The 20,663-nt window shown below is 72.1% G+C and carries 15 protein-coding genes; 1 reads left to right on the forward strand and 14 read right to left on the reverse strand.

Annotated features, from left to right (window positions below):
* Nucleotides 1-3 precede the first annotated feature (3 nt).
* From ACFPYL_RS00190 to ACFPYL_RS00250, 13 genes are all read right to left on the reverse strand, one after another.
* Entirely contained in the window at nucleotides 4-1,164 is a 1,161-nt protein-coding gene (locus ACFPYL_RS00190; protein ID WP_379149155.1) for an acyl-CoA dehydrogenase family protein, read from the reverse strand.
* On the reverse strand, nucleotides 1,161-3,047 hold the full coding sequence (locus ACFPYL_RS00195) for an ATP-binding protein (protein ID WP_379149157.1): 1,887 nt from the start codon (nucleotides 3,045-3,047) through the stop codon (nucleotides 1,161-1,163). Before ACFPYL_RS00195 ends, ACFPYL_RS00190 begins: the two co-directional genes overlap by 4 nt.
* On the reverse strand, nucleotides 3,044-4,645 hold the full coding sequence (locus ACFPYL_RS00200; protein WP_379149159.1) for an acyl-CoA carboxylase subunit beta: 1,602 nt from the start codon (nucleotides 4,643-4,645) through the stop codon (nucleotides 3,044-3,046). The genes ACFPYL_RS00195 and ACFPYL_RS00200 overlap by 4 nt, the downstream gene beginning before the upstream one ends.
* On the reverse strand, nucleotides 4,642-5,775 hold the full coding sequence (locus ACFPYL_RS00205; protein WP_379149161.1) for an acyl-CoA dehydrogenase family protein: 1,134 nt from the start codon (nucleotides 5,773-5,775) through the stop codon (nucleotides 4,642-4,644). Before ACFPYL_RS00205 ends, ACFPYL_RS00200 begins: the two co-directional genes overlap by 4 nt.
* The gene (locus ACFPYL_RS00210) at nucleotides 5,772-7,466 is read right to left on the reverse strand and encodes an acyclic terpene utilization AtuA family protein (RefSeq protein ID WP_379149163.1); all 1,695 of its coding nucleotides are present in this window, start codon (nucleotides 7,464-7,466) and stop codon (nucleotides 5,772-5,774) included. The genes ACFPYL_RS00205 and ACFPYL_RS00210 overlap by 4 nt, the downstream gene beginning before the upstream one ends.
* Nucleotides 7,463-8,260, reverse strand: a complete 798-nt coding sequence (locus tag ACFPYL_RS00215; RefSeq protein WP_379149165.1) for a TIGR03084 family metal-binding protein — start codon at nucleotides 8,258-8,260, stop codon at nucleotides 7,463-7,465. Before ACFPYL_RS00215 ends, ACFPYL_RS00210 begins: the two co-directional genes overlap by 4 nt.
* Nucleotides 8,257-8,865 carry a TetR/AcrR family transcriptional regulator gene (locus ACFPYL_RS00220; RefSeq protein WP_379149167.1) on the reverse strand — a complete coding sequence of 203 codons (609 nt, stop codon included), beginning with the start codon at nucleotides 8,863-8,865 and terminating at the stop codon, nucleotides 8,257-8,259. The genes ACFPYL_RS00215 and ACFPYL_RS00220 overlap by 4 nt, the downstream gene beginning before the upstream one ends.
* Before the next feature lie 60 nt (nucleotides 8,866-8,925).
* Nucleotides 8,926-11,577 carry an FtsX-like permease family protein gene (locus ACFPYL_RS00225; protein ID WP_379149169.1) on the reverse strand — a complete coding sequence of 884 codons (2,652 nt, stop codon included), beginning with the start codon at nucleotides 11,575-11,577 and terminating at the stop codon, nucleotides 8,926-8,928.
* The gene (locus ACFPYL_RS00230) at nucleotides 11,574-12,308 is read right to left on the reverse strand and encodes an ABC transporter ATP-binding protein (protein ID WP_379149171.1); all 735 of its coding nucleotides are present in this window, start codon (nucleotides 12,306-12,308) and stop codon (nucleotides 11,574-11,576) included. The genes ACFPYL_RS00225 and ACFPYL_RS00230 overlap by 4 nt, the downstream gene beginning before the upstream one ends.
* A complete protein-coding gene (locus ACFPYL_RS00235) occupies nucleotides 12,305-12,883 on the reverse strand; it encodes a PadR family transcriptional regulator (protein ID WP_379149173.1) in 579 nt (192 codons plus the stop codon). Before ACFPYL_RS00235 ends, ACFPYL_RS00230 begins: the two co-directional genes overlap by 4 nt.
* 86 nt (nucleotides 12,884-12,969) lie before the next feature.
* On the reverse strand, nucleotides 12,970-13,623 hold the full coding sequence (locus tag ACFPYL_RS00240) for a histidine phosphatase family protein (RefSeq protein ID WP_379149175.1): 654 nt from the start codon (nucleotides 13,621-13,623) through the stop codon (nucleotides 12,970-12,972).
* A 16-nt stretch (nucleotides 13,624-13,639) separates the two neighbouring features.
* Nucleotides 13,640-15,835, reverse strand: coding sequence for a 3-hydroxyacyl-CoA dehydrogenase NAD-binding domain-containing protein (locus ACFPYL_RS00245; RefSeq protein WP_379149177.1), 2,196 nt, complete (start codon nucleotides 15,833-15,835; stop codon nucleotides 13,640-13,642).
* Between the two features lie 76 nt (nucleotides 15,836-15,911).
* Nucleotides 15,912-17,123 carry an acetyl-CoA C-acetyltransferase gene (locus ACFPYL_RS00250; protein ID WP_379149179.1) on the reverse strand — a complete coding sequence of 404 codons (1,212 nt, stop codon included), beginning with the start codon at nucleotides 17,121-17,123 and terminating at the stop codon, nucleotides 15,912-15,914.
* A gap of 145 nt (nucleotides 17,124-17,268) precedes the next feature.
* On the opposite strand from ACFPYL_RS00250, the gene ACFPYL_RS00255 reads away from it, so the two are divergent.
* On the forward strand, nucleotides 17,269-17,985 hold the full coding sequence (locus ACFPYL_RS00255) for a MerR family transcriptional regulator (RefSeq protein ID WP_379149181.1): 717 nt from the start codon (nucleotides 17,269-17,271) through the stop codon (nucleotides 17,983-17,985).
* Nucleotides 17,986-17,991: 6 nt separating this feature from the next.
* Here the strand turns inward: ACFPYL_RS00255 and ACFPYL_RS00260 are convergent, their stop codons facing one another.
* A complete protein-coding gene (locus tag ACFPYL_RS00260; RefSeq protein WP_379149183.1) occupies nucleotides 17,992-20,652 on the reverse strand; it encodes an Ig-like domain-containing protein in 2,661 nt (886 codons plus the stop codon).
* Between the last annotated feature and the right edge of the window lie 11 nt (nucleotides 20,653-20,663).

A 20,663-nucleotide genomic window follows, 5' to 3' on the forward strand; every position in this document is an offset into this window, starting at 1 on the left:
CGGTCAGTACGACTTGGGCAGCCCCAGCGAGTGCATCGCCACGAAGTTGAGGATCATCTCGCGGCTGACCGGGGCGATCCGGCCCGCCCGGGTGGCGACCAGCAGCCCGGCGACGCCGTACTCCTGCGTGATGCCGTTGCCGCCGTGGGTCTGGACGGCGGCGTCGGCGGCGTTGCAGGCGGCCTCGGCGGCGGCGTACTTCGCCATGTTGGCGGCCTCGCCGGCGCCGAACTCGTCGCCGGCGTCGAAGAGGGCCGCGGCCTTCTGCGTCATCAGGCGGGCCATCTCGGTCTCGATGTGCACCTGGGCGAGCGGGTGCGCGACGGCCTGGTGCGAACCGATGGCGTCCTTGAAGACCACGCGCTCCTTGGCGTACGACGTGGCCTTGCCGAGGGCGTAGCGCGCCAGGCCGGTCGAGAACGACGCGGCCATGATCCGCTCGGGGTTGAGCCCCGAGAAGAGCTGGGCGAGGCCGCCGTCCTCGTCGCCGACGATGGCGTCGGACGGCAGCCGCACGTCGTCGATGAAGACCTGGAACTGCAGCTCGGGGCTGACGATCTCCATCGGGATGTGCTTGTACTCGAAGCCCTCCGAGTCCGTCGGCACGACGAAGAGCACCGGCTTCACCTTGCCGGTCCTCGCGTCCTCCGCCCGCGCCACGACGAGCACGTTGTCGGCCTCGTCGACGCCGGAGATGTAGATCTTGCGGCCGTTGAGCACCCATTCGTCGCCGTCACGCCGGGCGGTGGTGGTGATGTTGTGGGTGTTGGTGCCGGCGTCGGGCTCGGTGATCGCGAAGGCCATCGTCGAGGTGCCGTCGCAGATGCCCGGGAGCCAGCGCTGCTTCTGCTCTTCGGTGCCGTACTTGCTGATGATCGTGCCGCAGATCGCGGGGCTGACGACCATCAGCAGCAGCGGGCAGCCCTGCGCGGCGAGCTCCTCGCAGACGGCCGCGATGTCGCCGATGCCGCCGCCACCGCCGCCGTACTCCTCGGGGATGTTGATGCCGAGGTAGCCGTTCTTCCCGATCTCCAGCCACAGCTCGGTGGTCTTCTCGCCGGCGCGTGCCTTCTCGGTGAACCACTCGCGGCCGTACTTGCCGGCCAGCTTGGCCACGGCCTTCCGCAGCTCCTGGCGCTCCTCGGTCTCGCTGAACGTGCTCACTCTGCTTCCTCCACTACTGCCAGAACCTCACCGGCGGCGACCTGCGCCCCGGCCTCGACGTTGATCTCCGTGACGACGCCGGCGTACGGCGCGCTCACGGCGTGCTGCATCTTCATGGCCTCGAGGACGAGCACCGGGTCACCGGCGCTCACCGCCTGACCGGACTCGACCGCGACCCGGACGACCGTGCCGGGCATCGGCGCCAGCAGGCTGCCGCTCGCCACCGCGTCGGCGGGGTCGACGAACCGCGGCACCCGCGTCAGCCGCACGTGCCCGCGGGCACTGTCGACGTCATACGAGCCGGTCGCCCCCGCAGCCACCTCGTATGACGTCCGGACGCCGTCGGTCTCGAGGACGACCCTCGTCGGGCTCGCGGACACGACCGTGTGGCCCTCGACGACGTAGCCGTCGCGGTCGCCGTACCACTCGACGGTCGCCTCCTCGAAGACCGTGCGCTGCGGCTGGGAGACCACGTTGCGCCAGGCGACCGGGACGCCGCGCTGGACGGTCCGCGCCTCTTTGGCCCGCTCGGCCAGTGCAATGGCAGCAGCCACCGCCTCGGTGGTCGAGGAGGGACGAAGTCCCGTCTCGAAACCATCGAGGAAGGCGGTCGAGACGTCGCCGGCGATGAACCGCGGCTCGCGCAGGACCGAGACGAGCAGGTCGCGGTTGGTGACCAGACCGTGGATCCTCGCGCGGCTGAGCACACCGGCGAGCTTGCGGGCGGCGGCCTCCCGGGTCGGCGCGTAGGCGATGACCTTGGCCAGCATGGCGTCGTAGTGCGTCGACACCTCGCTGCCCGACTCGAAGCCGGCGTCCACCCGGATGCCCTCCTCGAGGGGGATCTCGAAGGTGGACAGCACGCCGCTCTGCGGCTGGTAGTCCGCGGCCGGGTCCTCGGCGTACAGCCGCACCTCGATCGCGTGCCCTTCCGGCGGTTGAGGTGCGAGCGCAGCGGGCCTCGAAACCCCGGAAGCCTCCGCGGCCGCGATCTGCAGCTGGACCAGGTCGACGCCGTGCACCAGCTCGGTGACCGGGTGCTCGACCTGGAGGCGGGTGTTCATCTCCAGGAAGAAGAACCGCTCGGTGGCCGGGTCGTAGAGGAACTCGACCGTGCCGGCGCCCCGGTAGTCGACCGCCTCGGCAGCCTTCCGTGCGGCATCGTGCAGCGCCGCTCGCACGTCGTCGCTGAGGCCGGGCGCGGGTGCCTCCTCGACCACCTTCTGGTGGCGGCGCTGGAGCGAGCAGTCCCGCTCGCCGTAGACGGTGGTGCCGACGACCTGGACCTCGACGTGGCGCCCGTTCTCGACGTACGGCTCGACGAAGACGGTCCCGTCGCCGAAGGCCGACAGCGCCTCGGCTTCGGCGGTGGCGACCTCGCCGGCGAGGTCCTCGAGTCGGCGTACGACGCGCATGCCGCGGCCGCCGCCACCCGCGGACGCCTTCACCAGCAGCGGGAGGTCGGCCTCGGTCGGCTCAGCGGGCGCCTCCAGCGTGGGTACGCCGGCCTCGCGCATGATCCGCTTGGCCTCGATCTTCGAGCCCATGGCGTCGATCGACTCCGGTGTCGGCCCCACCCAGGTGAGGCCGGCGTCGATCACGGCGCGGGCGAAGTCGGCGTTCTCGGAGAGGAAGCCGTAGCCCGGGTGGATCGCGTCGGCGCCCGAGCGGCGAGCGGCGTCGAGCACGAGGTCGATGCGCAGGTAGGTCTCGGCAGGTGCGTTCCCCGGCAGGCGTACGGCGGCGTCGGCCTCGCGCACGTAGGGCAGCGCCGCGTCGGCGTCGGAGTGGATCGCCACAGTCTCGATGCCGAGTGTGCGGCAGGTCCGGAAGACCCGGCTCGCGATCTCGGCGCGGTTGGCGACCAGCAGTCTCGTGATCACGGACGGAACACCCCGAATCGGTCGGTGCCGACGATCGGCTTGTTCTCGATGACGGACAGGCAGATGGCCAGGATGGTGCGGGTGTCGCGCGGGTCGATGACGCCGTCGTCGTACAGCATCCCGGAGAGGAACTGCGGCATCGACTGCTCCGCGATCTGCGCCTCGACGACCTCCTTGATCGCCTTGAACCCCTCGGCGTCGAAGGGCTGGCCCTTCGACTCGGCCGACTGCTGGGCGACGATCTCGAGCACGCCGGCGAGCTGGGCCGGGCCCATCACGGCCGACTTCGCGGACGGCCAGGTGAAGAGGAAGCGTGGGTCGAAGGCGCGGCCGTTCATGCCGTAGTTGCCGGCGCCGTACGACGCGCCCATGATCACGCTGAGGTGCGGCACGGTCGAGTTGCTGATCGCGTTGATCATCATCGCGCCGTGCTTGATGATGCCGCCCTGCTCGTACTCCTTGCCGACCATGTAGCCGGTGGTGTTGTGCAGGAAGAGCAGCGGCGTGTCGGTCTGGTTGGCGAGCTGCACGAACTGCGTCGCCTTCTGCGCCTCCTGGGAGAAGAGCACGCCCTGGGCGTTGGCGAGGATGCCGATCGGCCGCCCGTGCAGCCGCGCCCACCCGGTCACCAGGGACGGTCCGTAGAGCGGCTTGAACTCGTCGAACACAGCCCCGTTCGTCTCGGAGACGCCGTCGCAGATGCGCCTGATGACCTCGCGCGGGTCGAACGGCTCCTTGAGGTCGGTCGGGATCAGGTCGAGCAGACCCTCGGGGTCCTCGTCGGGCTCGGCGTACGTGCTCTCGGTGGTCGAGTGCGCCGCGAGGGACGAGCGGCGTGTGTCGAGACCCTTGCGCCAGTTGAGCCGCGCGACGATCCGCCGCCCGATCCGGATCGCGTCGAGCTCGTCCTCGGCGAGGTAGTCGGCGAGGCCCGACGTCCGTGCGTGCATCTCGGCCCCGCCGAGCGACTCGTCGTCGGACTCCTCGCCGGTCGCCATCTTCACCAGCGGCGGACCGCCGAGGAAGACCTTGGCCTGCTCGCGGACCATCACCGTGTAGTCGGACATGCCGGGCACGTAGGCACCGCCCGCGGTCGAGTTGCCGAAGACCAGCGCGATCGTCGGCTCCTTGCGCGCGCTCGCGCGGGTGATGTCACGGAAGAGCTTGCCGCCCGGGATGAAGATCTCCTTCTGGGTCGGCAGGTCCGCCCCACCGGACTCGACGAGCGAGACCGTCGGCAGCCCGTTCTCCTCGGCGATCTGCGAGGCCCGGAAGATCTTCTTCACGGTCCACGGGTTCGAGGCACCGCCCTTCACCGTCGGGTCGTTGGCGGTGATCATGCACTCGACGCCCTCGATGACGCCGATGCCGGTCACGACGCTCGCGCCGACAGCGAAGTCCGAGCCCCAGCCGGCCAGCGGCGAGAGCTCGAGGAAGGCCGAGCCCTCGTCGACGAGCAGCTCGATGCGCTCGCGGGGCAGCAGCTTGCCGCGACCGTGGTGCCGCTCGACGGACCGCTCACCGCCCCCGGCGACCGCCTTGGCGTGCTCGGCGTCGAGGTCGGCGAGCTTCTCGAGCATCGCTTCTCTGTTCGTCATGACGCGTAGCCCAGCAGCTTGGCTGCGAGATCGGTCAGCACTTCGCTGGCCCCTCCTCCGATCGGCAGGATCCGGGCGTCGCGGTAGTGCCGCTCCACCTCGGTCCCGTGCATGTATCCCGTCCCGCCGTGCAGCTGGACGGCCTGGTCGCAGACGTACGTCGCACAGTCGACCGCGGTCTGCTTCGCCAGGCAGGCCTCGGCGATCACGTTCTCACCGAGCGAGTGACGGCGTGCGACCTCGCGCGTGTAGGTGCGCGCCACCTCGACCTGCCGGCGCATCTCGACGAGCTGGTGGCGCACCACCTGCCGGCTGATCAGTGGCTTGCCGAAGGTCTCCCGGTCGCGGCAGTACGCCGCCGTCAGGTCGAGCGAGCGGGCGGCGATCCCGTAGGCGTGCACGGCCAGCGCCAGCCGCTCGACCACGAACTGGGCTGCGATCTGCAGGAAGCCTGAGTTCTCCTCGCCGACCAGGTTGGCGACCGGCACCCGCACGTCGACGTACGACAGCTCGGCGGTGTCGGAGCAGTGCCAGCCCATCTTGCGCAGGCCACGGTCGACGGTGAAGCCGGGCGTGCCCTTCTCGACCACGAGGAGGCTGACACCGCCGGCTCCCGGGCCACCGGTGCGGACCGCCGTGGTCACGAAGTCGGCGCGCACGCCGGAGGTGATGAAGGTCTTGGCGCCGTTGACGACATAGTGGTCGCCATCGCGGACGGCGGTGGTGATGATGCCGCCGACGTCGGATCCGCCACCGGGCTCGGTGATGCCCAGGGCGCCGATCGTCTCGCCGGCGAGGGTCGGCCGGACGAAGCGGTCGATCAGGTCCGTGCTCTGCCCGTTCTCGGCCGCCGCGACGATGTGCGGCAGCGCGATGCCGCCGGTGAAGAGCGCCGCCATGAATCCCGACGACGCCCCGGCCTCGAACATCCCCTCCTGCAGGTCCACAGTGTCGAGGACGTCGCCGCCCTCACCACCGACGTCCTCGGGGAACGAGATGCCGAGCAGGCCCTGCTTCGCGGCGGCCAGGTGGACCGAACGCGGGACCTCGCCCGCGTCCTCCCACTCCTGGAGGTGCGGCGCGACCTCGCGGCGCACGAACTCCGCGCCCAGCTGCTTCAGCTCGGTCACAGCAGGCCCTCCTGCACGTGCACGACCCGCGAGCGCATCCACTCGCCGAGCCCCTTGGCCTGCGGGTCGAAGCGGGTCGACGCCGCGACGCCGTCTCCGAGGAGCCCGCGGATGAGCACGTTGACGCCGCCGAGGTTGGGCAGCACGTGCACCTCGACGTCCAGGTCGGCGGCCTCGGGCAGCAGCTCGCGCACCTTGCGCGGCGTGATCAGCTTGGTCAGCCAGGTGACGCGCTCGGCGTACTTCTCCGAGCCGTCGTGCACCACCCACAGCCCGAGGTTGGCGTCGCCGCCCTTGTCGCCGGAGCGGGCGTGCACGAACGAGCCGAGCGGGGCCCGCCGGGTCAGCGAGTCGAGCGGTGCCGGGTACGGCGAGGGCCGCAGCCCCTCGCGCGGGTCGGTCTCCGAGAACTCGGTCGGGTCGGCCACCACCTCGCGTCGTCCGTCGGCGTGCACGACGGTGTGGGTGACGGCCGAGCGGTCGACGTACTCCGCGCGGTAGACGCCGTACGGCGTCGGGGCGGCGGGCGGACCGGTCATCGTGAAGCCGGGGTACGACCCGAGGGCGAGCTCGACCGCCGCACCGGTGAAGCTGCGCCCGACCGGGTCGGCGGCGACGTCCTTCACCGTGCAGCGGAGCAGGCAGGACGCGCCCTCCTCGGTGTCGGCGTCGGCGGGCGGCAACGCGGTGCGGGTCCAGCTGACGTCGCTCGCCGTGAGGGCCGGGGTCAGCTGCTCGCGCACCCAGTCGGCCTTGGCGTCGATGTCGAGGCCGGTCAGCACGAGCTCGACCGTGTTGCGGAAGCCGCCCAGCTCGTTGACGCAGACCTTGAGCCGCTCGGGCGGTGCCTCACCGCGGACGCCCGTGATCGACACCCGGTCGCGCTCGACCTGCGCCAGCTCGACAGAGTCGAGGAGGGTGGTGACGTCGGGGTTGAGGTAGCGCGTCGACTGGATCTCGTAGAGCAGCTGCGCGGTGACGGTGTCGACGGTGACCGCGCCACCCGTCCCGGCGTGCTTGGTGACCACGCTCGAGCCGTCGGCCGCGATCTCGGCGAGCGGGAAGCCGAGCGGCAGGCCGTCGTGCGGCAGCGTCTTGAAGCCCGAGAAGTTGCCGCCGGTCGCCTGGGTGCCGCACTCCAGCACGTGCCCGGCGACCACGGCGCCGGCCAGCTCGTCGTACGACGTGGGCGTCCAGCCGTGGTGGGCCGCGGCCGGTCCGACGACCAGCGAGGCGTCGGTGACCCGGCCGGTGACGACGATGTCGGCGCCGGCGTTCAGCGCGGCCGCGATGCCGAAGCCGCCCAGGTAGGCGTTGGCGGTCAGCGCGCCCGGACGCAGGTCGAGCGCCCGGACGTCGTCGCCCTCGACGTGCGCGATCGCGGGGTCGAGCCCGAGCCCCTTCGCGACCTCACGGAGCCGGTCGGCGAGACCGGCGGGGTTGAGCCCCCCGGCGTTGCTCACGATCTTCACGCCGCCCTCGAGCGCGAGACCGAGGCAGTCCTCGACCTGGCGCACGAACGTCTTGGCGTAGCCCAGCGACGGATTCTTCATGGTGTCCCGGCCGAGGATGAGCATCGTCAGCTCGGCCAGGTAGTCGCCGGTGAGGTAGTCGAGCTGGCCTCCCTCCAGCATCTGGCGCATCGCGGCCAGCCGGTCGCCGTAGAAGCCGGAGCAGTTGCCGATCCTCACTTCTGCGGCCGCCCGTCCCCAGCCGGACCGGCGAAGGCCTGCGCGATCGTCAGCCACTGCTCGGCGTCCGCGCCGCTCGCCACGAGGTCGGTGTCGTCGCGGTGCACGCGCTGGGTGACCAGCAGGCAGAAGTCCCACGCCGAGCCGGTCACGGTCTGGCCGGAGTCCTCCGGACCCCAGGTCCACTGCTCGCCGGACGGCGAGACCAGGTCGATGCGGAACTCCTCGGCCGGCGGCGGCAGCTCGTGGACGGAGAACGCGAAGTTGCGGGTGCGGACGCCGAGGTGCGCGACGTGCCGGACCCGGTCGCTGCGCTCGGGCTCGACGCCGAGGGCGTCGTACACGTCGAGCGAGTGCGCCCAGGTCTCCATGAAGCGCGCCGTCGCCATCGACGTCGGCGACATCGGCGGGCCGAACCACGGCATCTTCTGCCCGTCGGGCACCGACCGCAGCGCGGCCGGCAGCGCGTCGCGTGCCTTGCCCCAGCGCGCGAGCAGGGCCTCGGGCGCGAGCCGGGCGACCTCGAAGGCCTGCTGGTCGACGTACCCGGTCGGGTCGGCGATCGCCTCCAGCACCAGCGCGTCCCAGGCCTCCTTGCCCTCCGGCGTGTGCGCCTGCGCGGCGAGCACCGCGACCTCGTCGGTCCAGAGCAGGTGCGCGACCTGGGTCGCGACGGTCCAGCCCGCGGCCGGGGTGGGCGTCCGCCAGGCCTCGGCGTCGAGGCCGGCGACGGCGGTCCACAGCAGGTCGCCCTCGGCGTGCAGGTCGTCGAGCAGGTCGTCGAGCAGCGTCATGACAGCTCCTTCTCCAGTACGTCGGCCCAGCGGTCGAGGATCCGCTCGCGGCGTCGGGTGTCGTCGGTGATGGTGTTGGCGAGGCCGAGGCCGCGCACCAGGTCGAGCGTCGCCTGCACGAGCTCCCGGTTGCCGGGGACCGACTCGTCGACACCGAGCAGGTCGACCGCGAGCCGGTGGGTGTCGCGCCCGACCCGCTGCTCGAACGGCGCGACCGTGACGAGCAGCGCCTCGTCGGTGCGCGCGGCGACCCACAGCTCGAGGGCGGCCGCGAAGACAGGGCTGGCGAAGTGGTCGGCGAGCACCTGCAGCACCGCCCGGGTGTGCCGAGGACCGTCGGGCAGCGCCTCGGCCGCGGCGGCGAGCTCGGTGGCCCGCTTCTCGGTCAGGTGCTCGACCGCGGCGACGACGAGGTCGTTCTTGGTCGGGAAGTGGTGCAGCTGCGCGCCGCGACTCACCCCGGCGCGCTCGGAGACCAGCGTGGTCGACGTGCCGGCGAACCCGCGCTCGACCAGGCAGTCGACGGTCGCCTCCAGCAACCGGGCCCGCATCAGCCGGGTGCGCTCCTCCTGGGGCACCCGCGCCGTCCCCGCCGCCGTCGTCACCCGGTCAGCATGCTCGACGTACTAACAAACAGTCAAGCCTGACTTTTTTGGGTAGCAGGGTCAGTCGAGACGGGCCACCAGGGGCAGTCGCGAGCGGGCGGTGAGGCCGACGATCAGGGCCGTCAGCAGCGGCAGCACGACGACCAGCCCGAGGATCATCAGCCACGGCACGTCGAGGTAGTGGCCGGCGGTCGCCTCGGAGTAGCCGCTGGTCAGCGGATAGGTGATGGCGACGCCCGGGATGAACCCGACCGCCGCTCCCAGCACCGCGCCGACGAAGCCGATGACCAGTGCATACGACGCGGCGACCCAGCGCCGCCGTCGGGGCGATGCGCCCACGGCCGACAGCGTCGCGAGGTCCGGCCGCGCGTCGGAGAGCGCGAGGAACGTCGCGGTCAGGGTCCCGCCGAGCATCAGCACACCACCGAGGGCGGCAAGCACCAGCTGGACGATCATCGTCTCGTTGTCCGTCTGGTAGCCGCGCTCCACGTAGAACGACGAGCTCGTGTCGGCTGCCGCGAGCGCCTCGCTCACCGCCTCCTCCTGGGCCCGCGAGATCGGCCCGGAGACCACCAGCCCGGAGACCCCGGTCGGCGCCCCGAGACGCTTCGCCGCCTCGGTGGAGAGGATCGCCTGCGGCCCGGCGTTGCCGAGGGCGACCGGCACCATGACCGCCGGCACCGACAGCGTCGTGACGTCGTCGTCGCTGGAGTCCGGCGAGTACTCGTGCAGGTCGAGCTGCAGGTGGTCGGTCTCGACGCCCTGGTCGGTGAAGGCGACCACGCCGCCGGCGCGGAGCATGCGCAGCGCCGCCTCCCGGTCGGCGTCCGTCATCTCGATCGGGAGGTCCTCCAGAGTGGACTCCCCCACCAGGGTCGAGGCACCCCACGAGGTGCCGTAGCTGTCCAGCAGCCGGTCCGGCTCGTCGGTGTCGCGGGCCTTGATCTCGAGCCAGTACGACGGCGCGTCGTCCGTGCTGCTCTCGATCAGGCCGTGCACGGGGACCAGGTGCGCGTCCGGCAGCTTGTCGGCCACGGCCGCGCGCAGCTGCGTCCAGTCGACCGGTCCCTCGTCGACATACGCGCTGACCGAGCCCATGCCGGCCGGCAGCTCGGGGCGGTAGGTCTCCCGGTTCTGCGCCTCGTCGCTGGTGACGGCGATGCCGAGGGCGACCACGCCGGCCACCGTGGCTGCGACTGCGGCGACCGCGGGCACCGTGCGGGTGCGATGCCGGGCGGCGTCGCGCGCGGCGTACCGCGGCGACAGCGGCAGCCGGCCGGCGAGGCGGGCGACCGCGACCACGACGATCGGGACCAGGAAGATCATGCCGATCACCGCGATGACCGCGGAGCCGGCGATCGCGAACTCGCCGCTGGAGCTCGCGGTCGCGCCGTACGCCGAGCCGGCGATGCCGATCCCGAGCAGGACGACCCCGAGGATCGGCGACCGGAGCGACGGGCGCTTGTCCGCCCGGCGACCGGCCAGGACCGCGACCACGTCCTGCCGCGACGCGATCCAGGCCGGCACGACGGCCGCCAGGACCGCGCTGAGCAGCCCGAAGAGCGCGATCCCGACCAGGTGGAGCCACGGCACCTCGAACGGGCCGAACCACGCGTTCGACCAGTGCTGGAGCACCGGGAGCAGGAGCCAGGCGACGCCGATGCCGAGCACCACCCCGAGGAGCGCGGCGACCGAGCCGAGCACCACGCCGCCGCCGATCACCACGCGGCGGCTCTGGGCCGGCGTGCCGCCGGTCGCGGCCATCAGGGCGAGGGTGCGCGACTGGCGCCGCGCGGTCACGGCGAACGCCGGCCCGGCGAGCAGCACGACCTCGAGCAGCGCCATCGCGACGACCAGCACGACCACCGCCACCATCTGGTCGTCGGTGCTGCCACCCCAGCCCTGCATCTCGTCGGGCAGCTCCGACGCCGACGGTGGGTCGGTGACGACCGCGCGCGAGACCACGGTCGCGCCGAGCGCGTTGGCGGCGCGCACCTGTTCCCACGAGACCGGTCCGCCGCCCGCGAGCCACGAGGGCGGATAGCCGTCGTCCTCGCGGTGACCCAGCCCGAGGGACCCGATCGGGCCGGCCGCGGCGGGGGTGGTCCGCAGCTCGGCGGACTCGGCGATGCCGACGATCGTCGGCGCGGGAGCCTCGTCCTCCGTCAGGTCGAGCACGTCACCGAGCGCGTAGCCCTGGTCGAGCATCGCCTGGTTGACGACCACCTCGTCGGTGTCGGCCGGCCACCGTCCCGCGTTCAGGTCGAAGAGCCCGTCGGCGAGGGGGTCGTCGAGGTCGACCTCGGTGCCGGCGAGGTAGCCGACCCCGTCGTCGGTGCGGACGTTCGCGTCACCCCTGCGCATCTCGACCAGCCGCGCGCCACCGAGGGCCGCGGAGAGCTGCTCGGTCGTGGGTGGCCTGCCGGCGCCCTGGTCGCCGGTCGTCCCGGACCCGTCCCACGGGTCGAAGAACTGGATCACGGGCGCGCCCTGGGCCTCGACGGTGACCAGGGCGTCGGCCGCCGATCCCATCCGCCGGTCGAGGGACTCGACGCCGTTGACGTCCTGGGTCTGGATCACGACGTCGGCGGCGGTGACCGCGAGCACCGGCAGCGCGATCATCACCAGGACCAGGATCGAGCGCCCGCGGTTGCGCAGCGCGTCGCGTCTGGCGAGGCGCAGGGCCAGTCGCCAGGAGGTGCCGCGGCTCATCGCGAGGTGCCCGAGTCGATCAGCGCCTCGGGGGCATCGGTGCCGGTCTCGTCGACCACCACCCCGTCCCGCAGGAAGACGACCCGGTCCGCCCAGGCCGCGTGCCGCGCCTCGTGGGTGACCAGGACGCCCGCGGCCCCGGCGTCGCACCGGGCGCGCAGCAGTCGCAGGATGCTCTCGCCCGTGTCGCTGTCCAGGGCGCCAGTCGGCTCGTCGGCGAGGATCAGCCGCCGGTCGCCGACGACCGCGCGGGCGATCGCGACCCGTTGCTGCTGGCCACCCGACATGTGGTCGGGGAACCGGTCGGCCAGGTCGAGGATGCCGACCTCGTCGAGCGCGGCGCGCGCCGCGGCCCGCGCCGTACGGGTCCGCACGCCGTCGAGCTCGAGCGGCAGGGCGACGTTCTCGATCGCGTTGAGCGCGGGGATCAGGTTGAAGTCCTGGAAGACGTAGCCGATCGACGTACGCCGCATCCGCGCGCGGCCGGCGGCGCCGAGACCCTCGAGGTCGGTGCCCTCGACGCTGACCGTGCCGGACGTCGGGCTGTCCAGGCCGCCGGCCAGCGTCAGCAGGGTCGACTTGCCGGAGCCCGACGGGCCCATCACGGCCACCAGCTCGCCGGCGTGCGCGCCGAAGGAGACCGACCGCAGCGCGTGCACCTCGGTGGCGCCCTCGCCGTGGACCCGGGTCACCGCGTCCATCCGCAGCACGGTGCTCGTCCCGGCGCTCATCGACGCGCCTCCTCGTCCGCCTCGTCCGCGAGGATCTCCTCGAGCAGCGTCTCGGGTCGCTCGAGCTGGGCCCGCCGGAGCCGCGCCTCGCAGTGGTCGAGCCAGCGGATCTCGGCCTCGGCCGCGAAGACCAGCGAGTCGAGGACCAGGCTCCACGAGAGCTCGCCGCCCTCCGCCTGGCGCTTGAGCCTCGTGTAGTCCTGGAGCGCGCTCATCGTGGCCGAGCGCTGCTGCTGGATCACCGTCGCGACGTCGACGCCGGGGACGGTCACAGCAAGGGCCAGCTTGATGGCGAGCTCGTCGCGGGGCGGCTGGGTGCGCTCGACCGGGGTGGTGAACCACGCGGCGACCGCGTCGCGGCCCTCGTCGGTGATCCGGTAGACGACGTGACCCTCGCCGTCCGCCCCGGCGCCGACCACGAGCCCGTCCCGCTCGAGCCGGGTCAGGGTCGTGTAGACCTGCCCGACGTTGAGGGGCCACGTCGCGCCGGTCCGCTGCTCGAACTGCGCGCGCAGCTGGTAGCCGTAGCGCGGTCCCTCCTCGAGCAACGCCAGCAGTGCCTGCTTGACCGACATCCGAGCCTCCACACCCCGTCAGCACCCGCCCGCGGCGAGTAGATACCGGGTATGTATACCACGTATGCACCTCGGTCGCGGGCAGGTCAGCGGTAGGTCAGCGCGTTCCCTTCGAGGTGCGGATGCTCGTTGAAGGTGAGCAGCCGGGCCCCCGTCGAGCCGACGACGACCCGCGTGACCGAGGAGTTCACGAGCACGGTGTTGAAGCGGCCCCAGAGTCGCGCGAACGTCGCCGCGTCCGCCTCCGGGTCCACCAGGGCGGCGCACACCGCGGCGATCACGCCGCCCGAGGTCACGGCCACGACCGTGCGGCCGGACCCGGCCCGGAGGCACGCCGCGTCGAACGACCGGGCCACCCGTTCCTGGAAGACCGGCCACGGCTCGGCGTACTCGCCGTCGCTGCCGCCGCCGGTCCAGCGCGCGGTCGCGAGCTCGAAGACCCGCTGGAACTCGCGCCGGTCGAGCTCGCCCGGCGGCAGGTCCGGGTAGGACGCCACCACCGACAGGTGGTCGAACTCGTCCCAGCCGATGTCGACCTCGGCGTCCGACAGCCCCATCGCTTCGGCCGTCTCGCGGTGCCGGCGCATCCCGCCGCGCACCACCGCGTCCGGGGCCACGTGCCGGTCGCGCAACCACGCGCCCAGCAGGCGGCCCTGCTCCCAGCCGGTCTCGGACAGCACGTCGTAGTCGTCCGTGCCGAACGACGCCTGACCGTGCCGGACCAGGAGCAGGACCCCCACTGCTACTACGCGTTGACTAGGCGGGGAACGAGCCGCCGGAGGCGGCCAGCTCGCGCAGGTACGCCGTCGGGCGGAAGCGCTCGCCGTACGCGTCGGCGAGCTCGTCGGCCCGGGCGACGAACGCACCCAGGCCGACCTGGCCGGCCGCGTTCTCGTAGCCCTGCATGTACTGCGCGGCGCCACCGGTCATCGGCGGGAAGCCGATGCCCATGATCGAGCCGATGTTGGCCGCGGCGGCCGACTCGATGACGCCCTCCTCGAAGCACTTCGCGGTCTCGACGGCCTCGGCGAAGAGCAGGCGCTCCTTGAGGTCGACGAACGGCAGCGGCTCCGCGGCGACCGGGAACTCGGAGGCGAGGCCCGGCCAGACGCCGGTGCGCTTGCCGTCCGCATAGTCGTAGAAGCCCGCGCCCTTGAGCCGCGACGGCCGACCGAGCTCGATCATCTTCGCGACGACCGCCTCGCCCGGGTGCGGCGTGTAGGTGCCGCCGTCGCGTTCGACGGCGTCCTTGCTCGCCTTGCCGATCTTGGCCATCAGCTCCATGTTCAGCTCGTCGCTGAGCTGGAGCGGCCCGACCGGGTAGCCGTCCTGCGTCGCGGCCCGCTCGATGCTGACCGGGTGCACGCCCTCGGCGAGCATCGCGAGGCCCTCGTTGACCATCGTGCCGATGACGCGCGAGGTGTAGAAGCCCCGGCTGTCGTTGACGACGATCGGGGTCTTGCGGATCTGCTGCACCACGTCGTACGCCTTGGCCAGGGCGACGTCGGAGGTCTCCTTGCCCTTGATGATCTCGACCAGCGGCATCTTGTCGACCGGGCTGAAGAAGTGCAGCCCGATGAAGTCGGCCGGGCGGTCGACACCCGTGGCGAGCTCGGTGATCGGCAGCGTCGAGGTGTTGCTGCACAGCAGCGCGTCGTCGTTGACGTACGGCGCGATCTCGGCGAACACCTGCTGCTTGAGCGCCGGGTCCTCGAAGACGGCCTCGATCACCAGGTCGCAGCCGGCCAGGTCGGCCGGGTCGGCGGTCGGGGTGATCCGGTCGAGCAGCTCCTGGGACTTCTCCTCGGTGAGCTTGCCGCGCGAGACCGCCTTGGCGTTGAGGCCCTCCGAGTAGGCCTTGCCCTTGGCCGCGCCCTCGGCGCTGACGTCCTTGAGCACGACCTGCATGCCCGCACGGGCGCAGGAGTAGGCGATGCCGGCGCCCATCATGCCGGCGCCCAGGACGCCGACCTTGACGGCCTTGTAGGGCTCGATGCCCTGCGGGCGGAGCTTGCCGGCATTGATCGCCTGCAGGTCGAAGAAGAACGCCTGGATCATGTTCTTCGAGGCCTGGTTGACGATCAGGTTGGTCAGGTAGCGCGACTCGATGCGCGACGCGGTCTCGAAGTCGACCGACGCGCCCTCGACCGCGGCCGACAGGATCGCGCGCGGCGCCTTGTAGACGGCGCCCTTGGTCTGCTTGCGCAGCAGCGCCGGGAAGGCAGGGAGGAACGACGCGATGGCCGGCGATTTCGGGTTGCCGCCGGGCATCTTGTAGCCGGGCTTGTCCCAGGGGTTCTGCGACTCCTCGGGGTTGGCCTTGATCCACGCCTTCGCGGCCGGGACCAGCTCGTCGCGGGTCGCGACGAGCTCATCGACGAGACCCTTCTCCAGGGCGGCGCCCGGCTTGAACTGGGTGCCGGGCAGCAGCACGTCCATCAGGCCCTGCTGCAGACCGAGCAGGCGTACGACGCGCGTGACGCCGCCGCCGCCGGGCAGCAGCCCCAGGGTCGACTCGGGCAGGCCGATGAGCACCTTGTCGTCGTCGACGGCGATCCGGTGGTTGGTGGCCAGGCAGATCTCGAAGCCACCGCCGAGGGCGGCGCCGTTGATCGCGGAGACGACCGGACGCGGGAAGAGCTCGAGCCTGCGCAGCCCGGCCTTCACCGCCTCACCCATCGCGAACACCGCACCGGCGTCGTCCTTGGTCGCCTGGACCATGTTCTTGAGGTTGCCGCCCGCGAAGAAGGTCTTCTTCGCGCTGGCGATCACGACGCCCGTGACGTCGTCCTGCTCGTCGTACAGCCGCTGCACGGCGGCGGCCATCGACTCGAGGTAGATCTCGTTCATCGTGTTGGCGCTGGCGGTCGGGTCGTCGAGGGTCAGGGTGACGATGCCGTCGGCGTCCCGGTCGTAGTGGACAGCGGTCTGTTCCGTGGTGCTGGTGCTCATGGAAGTCCTGTTCTGGGACACGGTGGTCGAGGAAGGACGAAGTCCTGTCTCGAAACCACCAGAGGCGGGAGGAAGGTCAGACGAGCTCGACGATGGTGGCGATGCCCATGCCGCCGCCGACGCAGAGCGTGGCGAGGCCGCGACGCTGGTCGCGGCGCTGGAGCTCGTCGACCAGGGTGCCGAGGATCATCGCGCCGGTCGCACCGAGCGGGTGGCCCATCGCGATCGCGCCACCGTTGACGTTGGTGATCTCGTGGCTGATGTCCATGTCGCGCATGAACCGCATCGCGACGGCGGCGAACGCCTCGTTGATCTCGAAGAGGTCGATGTCGCCGACCTCGAGACCGGCCTTGGCGAGCGCCTTGCGCGCGGCCGGCGCCGGACCGGTCAGCATGATCGTCGGGTCGGCGCCGGAGACGGCGGTCGCGATGATCCGGGCCCGCGGGGTCAGGCCGAGGCGGGTCCCGACCTCCTCGGAGCCGATCGCCATCAGGGCCGCGCCGTCCACGATGCCGGACGAGTTGCCGGCGTGGTGGACGTGGTCGATCCGCTCGACCCAGTGGTACTTCTCGAGCGCCACGTCGTCGAAGCCCGCGTCGGCACCGATGCCGGCGAAGCTCGGTTTCAGGCCGGCCAGGCCCTCGGGGCTGGTGTCGGGGCGGATCGTCTCGTCGTGGTCGAGGACGGTCAGGCCGTTGAGGTCCTTGACCGGGACGACGGCGTTGGTGAAGTAGCCGTTGGCCCACGCCTTGGCGGCGCGGTGGTGCGACTCGGCGGCGTACGCGTCGACGTCGTCGCGGCTCCAGCCCTCGATGGTCGCGATCAGGTCGGCGCCGATGCCCTGCGGCACGAAGCCGGTGGCCAGCGCGGTGGCCGGGTCGGCCGCCCAGGCGCCGCCGTCGGAGCCCATCGGCACCCGGCTCATCGACTCGACGCCGCCGGCGAGGATCAGGTCCTCGAACCCGCCGCGGACGCGCGACGCGGCCTGGTTGACAGCTTCGAGGCCGGAGGCGCAGAAGCGGTTGAGCTGAACGCCCGCGACGGTCTCGGGGTAGCCGGCCTTGAGGGCGGCGGTCTTCGCGATGTCGCCGCCCTGCTCGCTCACCGGCGAGACGACGCCGAGCACGACGTCGTCGACGGCGGCCGGGTCGAGGGTGGGGTTGCGGACCTTGATCTCGTCGAGGAGGCCGACGATCAGGTCGACCGGCTTCACCTCGTGCAGCGAGCCTGCGGCCTTGCCCTTGCCGCGCGGCGTCCGGATGTGGTCGTACACGAATGCTTCAGCCATGACGTCCTACTCAGAGATGGGGATCTGTGGTGTCTCGGATGTGCAGTACAAGCCTGTCGCTCGATTGTGACACTATTACTGTCACCGTCAAGGCGGCGGGTCCTGTGGCGCACGTCACGGGCCCTCGGGGGCAACGAGGAGAGTCATGGACGAGTCGGTACGCGAGCTGCTGACGCTCGACGAGCTGACCAACCGCGTCGGCATGAGCGTGCGCAACATCCGCTTCTACACGACCAAGGGTCTCGTGCCGCCGCCGATCCGCCGCGGCCGGTCCGGCTACTACAGCCCGGACCACGTGGCCCGGCTCGAGCTGGTGCAGGAGCTCCAGGCCCACGGCTTCACGCTGTCGGCGATCGAGAAGTACGTCGCCCGCATCCCGGCCGACGCCACGCCGGAGGACATCGCGCTGCACCGGACGATGCTCGCGCCGTGGCAGGCCGACCTCCCCGTCGAGATGTCGCGCGCGGAGCTCGACACCCGCGCCGGACGCACGCTCACCGACGACGACCTGACCACCCTGTCGGCGCTGGGCATCGTCTTCCCCACCCGCCGCGGCCGCTACGAGGTCGCGGTCTCGCAGCTCTCGGTGGGGGTCGGCCTGCTCGACCTGGGCTTCCCGGTCGAGGCGGCGCTCGCCGCCGCCGAGGTGTACGCCGAGCATGGCCGCCAGCTCGCCAAGCAGCTCAACGAGCTCTTCCGCACCATGGTCTGGCCCGTCTACCGCGAGGCCGGCGCCTCCGCCGACACGCTGCGCGGCGTCGTCGAGCGCCTCAAGCCGCTCTCGATCGCGAGCCTGGTCGCGGCGTACGAAGCGGCCATGGACGAGACCCGTCGCGAGGACATCGCCCGCCGGGCGCGCTAGACAGCCCTAGGTCCTGCGACGCCGGCCGGCGACCACGAGCGCGCCGCCGCAGGCCAGCAGCAGGCCGCCGCCGAGCAGCAGCCGGACGTCCGGACCACCGGCCCCCGGGAGGACCCCCGATCCCCCGCCTCCGGCGGCGCCGGCCCCGTCACCGTCGCCGCCTCCGCCCGTGTCGGGCAGGTCTCCCGAGATCGTGACGTCGATCGTGACCGTCGCGGTCCGGCACAGCGGGTCGAGGCCGGGCGTGCACAGTCGGTAGGTGAAGGTGTCCGCGCCCAGGAAGCCGTCGTCCGGGGTGTAGACGAGCGCGTCGCCGTCGGCCTCGACCGACCCGTGGCGGGGCGCGTCCGCGACCTCCGGCGGCCGGTGCCGGCCCGCGTCGTTGGCGACGACGTCGACCGTGACCGGCGTGTCCCGACGGGTGCTGTCGTGGTCGTCCACCGCGATCGGGAAGACCCGCACCCGCACCAGCGCGTCGGCGCACAGGCTCGGGGTGCCGTCGTCGCACACGACCGCGCTGAAGACGTCGTGGCCGGCGTACCCCGCCGACGGTCGGTAGACCACGCTCCCGTCGTCGAGGACGACGGCGGTGCCGTGGACGGCGGCGGTCCCGCGGGAGTACGTCAGCGCATCGCCGTCCGGGTCCGTCCCGACGACCCGCCCGGTGACGGGTGAGCCGGTGTCGGTGACCAGCAGCTCCCCGGCCAGGGTCGGCGGGTGGTTGGGCGCGGACACCGTCACGCGCACGCGGGCGCTCGAGCAGAAGGTCGGCTCGGTCGGTGAGCAGATCTGGTAGCGGAAGGTGTCGGTGCCGGTGAACCCCGCGTCGGGGCGGTAGACGATCGTGCCGTCCGCCCGCACCACGACGCTCCCGTGGGAGGGACCGTCGGACGTGCCGCTGACCGGCGCGCCGTCGGTGTCGTTGTCCAAGACCGGGATGGCGACCGGCCTGCCCCGGGTGGTCGCGGCCCGGTCCGGCAGGGCGACGGGGAGCACGTTGATCGTGACCGTGCCGCTGGCGCACCTGCGCACGAGGGCGCCGTCGCACGCCTGGTAGACGAACGTGTCGACGCCGGTGAAGTCGCCGTCCGAGCGGTAGCTGACGGCGCCGCCGCCGGTCAGCGTCAGGGTGCCGTGCGACGGCGGGGTCACGACGGAGTAGCGGACGTCGTCGCCGTTCGCGGGCGGCGACCCGACTACCGGGAGTCCGGTGTACGTCGACCGCACGTAGTCGGGGGCATCGGGTAGCGGTGGCGGGGTGATGGTCGGGACGACGATCGTGGTGGTGTTCGCGGTCGGCGCAGACCCGTCGTTGTTCGTGGCGTCCGGGTCGTCGGTCGACGACGTGGAGCTGACCGAGTTCAGCAGCCGCCCGCTCGCCGGGGCCGACCCCGAGACCGTCAGCTCTCGCGTGGCGCCGCTCGCCACGGTGCCGAGGTCCCAGGTGACCTGGCCTCCGGCCACCACGCCACCGTCGCTCGCGACGACCGGCGCGACGAGGTTGCCCGGCAGCGCATCGGTCACCGCGACGTCGTCCGCTGCGTCGTCGCCGTGGTTGGTGACGGTGATCCGGAAGAGGACCGGGTCCCCGGGCTGCACCAGCAGCGGCGCGGTCTTGGTGGTCTCGACGTCCGCGTGCCTGCTCGGGTCGACGGACGCGTCGCAGCCCGGCACCCGGGTGCTCGCGGTCGGTCGGCCCACGGTGCCGGCGACGACGTTCTCCACGGCGCCCGACTGGGTGTCGAAGATCTGGGGTGGCGTCGGCGGGGTCCTGTCGTCGACGACGATCGGGCTCTGGGCCGAGGCGCCCCGGAAGGTTCCCTGGGTCCGGGTGTCGCCGGTGAAGAGGTAGCGCCCCAACCCGGTGATGCTGCCGTCGTTGGTCAGCGACGCCGCACCGAGGACGGCGGTACCGGTCTGGACCCAGGTCCCGTTGTTGCCGAACTGCCCGCCGACGAGGGCGATCCCGGAGCTCGCCGATCGCGGACCGTTGTTCGCCAGCGCGCCGCCGACGTCGACGACGCAGCGGTTCACGAACGTGCCGGAACCGTTGACCGTCAGCCCGCCGGAGACCTGGGCGACGCCGCTGTTCTGGAAGATCCCGTTGGACGTCATGCTGCCCGTGACCCGCAGGGCCCGGTGGTTGTCGAGCCGCACGGCCCCGTTCAGGTTGGCGCCTCCGGCGAGCACCATGACGCCCCGGTTGACGATCGAGCCGTTCCCCGGGGAGAAGTTGCCGTCGACCCGGAAGGTCGCCCCGCGCGCGTTGGCGAGCTCGGCCGCGCCGTTGATGTTGAGCGTCGACGCCCGGAAGGTGCCCTCGTTCTCCAGGGAGAAGCCGGCCGCGACCGCGACCGACGTCAGCCGCACCTCGCCCCCGGACGCGACGACGAGGGAGCCTGCGGCGTTGTTCAGGTACGGCGGCGCCAGCACGGCCGACGACGCGACGCACAGCGTGGAGCCCGCCGGGAAGGAGTCGATGCCCCCGGTGAACTCGCCGCCGGTCAGTCGCAGCGTCTCGCCGGGCGCCACGGAGAACGACGCCGCGTGATCACCGGACAGCGTGCGGTCGGGACTCGCACACGAGGAGGCGTAGTCGGCGTACGCCGGCGCACCGCCTCCCTGCACGCCGACGACGACGCACACCGAACCGATCCCGAGACCCACCAGCACACGAA

Source organism: Nocardioides hankookensis (genome assembly GCF_042658885.1).
In the GTDB taxonomy this organism is placed as follows: Bacteria; Actinomycetota; Actinomycetes; order Propionibacteriales; family Nocardioidaceae; genus Nocardioides; species Nocardioides hankookensis.